This window comes from Sutterella massiliensis, from assembly GCF_016899755.1.
Taxonomy (GTDB): Bacteria; Pseudomonadota; Gammaproteobacteria; order Burkholderiales; family Burkholderiaceae_F; genus Sutterella; species Sutterella massiliensis.
The window spans coordinates 1-1,113 of record NZ_JACJJC010000104.1; the positions used below are offsets into that span (position 1 = coordinate 1).

The following is a 1,113-nucleotide window of genomic DNA, read 5'->3' on the forward strand; positions in this document are numbered from 1 at the left end:
CTATCTGCTCGGTTTTGCCGCGACGCTGCTGCGCGAACGCGAGCGGCTCAATCAGTGCCTTGTGCGGTTCAACAAGTGTCCGATGGGCGCAACCGTTTTGAACGGCACCGTCTGGCCGCTGGACCGACAAGGCATGTCCGACGCGCTCGGCTTCGACGAACCCCTTCGCAATGCGTTCGACTGCACGTGCGAGGCGCCCGTCGACTTCCCGCTTGAACTCGCCTCGATTGCGGGTTCGACCGCAGTTCACGTCGGCTCCTTCATCAGCGACATCATGGTGCAGTACGCGCAGCCGCGCCCCTGGATCATGCTCGAAGAGGGCGGCGAGAACACCTATGTGTCTTCTGCGATGCCGCAAAAGCGCAATCCGGGGCTCATGAACAACTGCCGAGCAGACGCTTCGGACGTGCTCGGCGAAATGAACGCCGTCTTCATCCGCGCGCACAACCTCGTTCCGGGCATGGTTGACGGCAAGAGCACGGACAAGAACGGCCGCATGATGAAAAAGGCGACCGCGATGCTCGAGCGTTTCCTCAAGGTTCTCTGCGGCATCAAAGTCAACGCCGACCGTGCGCTCGAAGAGCTCAACAGCGACTGGACGGCCTCGCAGGAAATCGCCGACCGGCTGATGCGCGACCACGGACTGCCGTTTCGCATCGGCCACCACATGGCAAGCCGCATGGTCTCCTGGGCGCGCGCCAACAACGTGCTCCCGCTCGACTTTCCGTATGCGGAAATGCAGCGCATCTACAAGGAAGAAATCGAAGCGGAATTCCCGTCGGCTTCAAGCGTTCTGCCCATGAGCGAATCGGAATTCCGGGATGCGCTCGACCCGAGAAAGATTGTCGCCAACCGTCGAACGACGGGGAGCGCCGCACCGGCCGAGGTTGACGCAATGCTTGCCGAAGACCGTGAAACGGCAGAGCGCCTCAAATCGACTGTCGACGCAATGGCGGCGAAGACCGACGCCGCCCTTGAAGCCCTCGAAGCTCGATTTGCGGCATTCCTCTGACGAAGCGAATTCGGCTCTCTCGTCAACAACAAACCCTTTTCAACCACTCTTGGGGACTCTTCAAAAATGGCATCTCTTCTCCCTGTCTCTTATACACATCT

1 protein-coding gene is annotated in these 1,113 nt (G+C 60.2%); it reads left to right on the forward strand.

Annotated features, from left to right (window positions below; genetic code table 11):
• Positions 1–1,012: lyase family protein (locus H6A60_RS11550; protein WP_205104759.1), on the forward strand; the 1,012-nt coding region annotated here is incomplete at its 5' end.
• Positions 1,013–1,113: the final 101 nt, after the last annotated feature.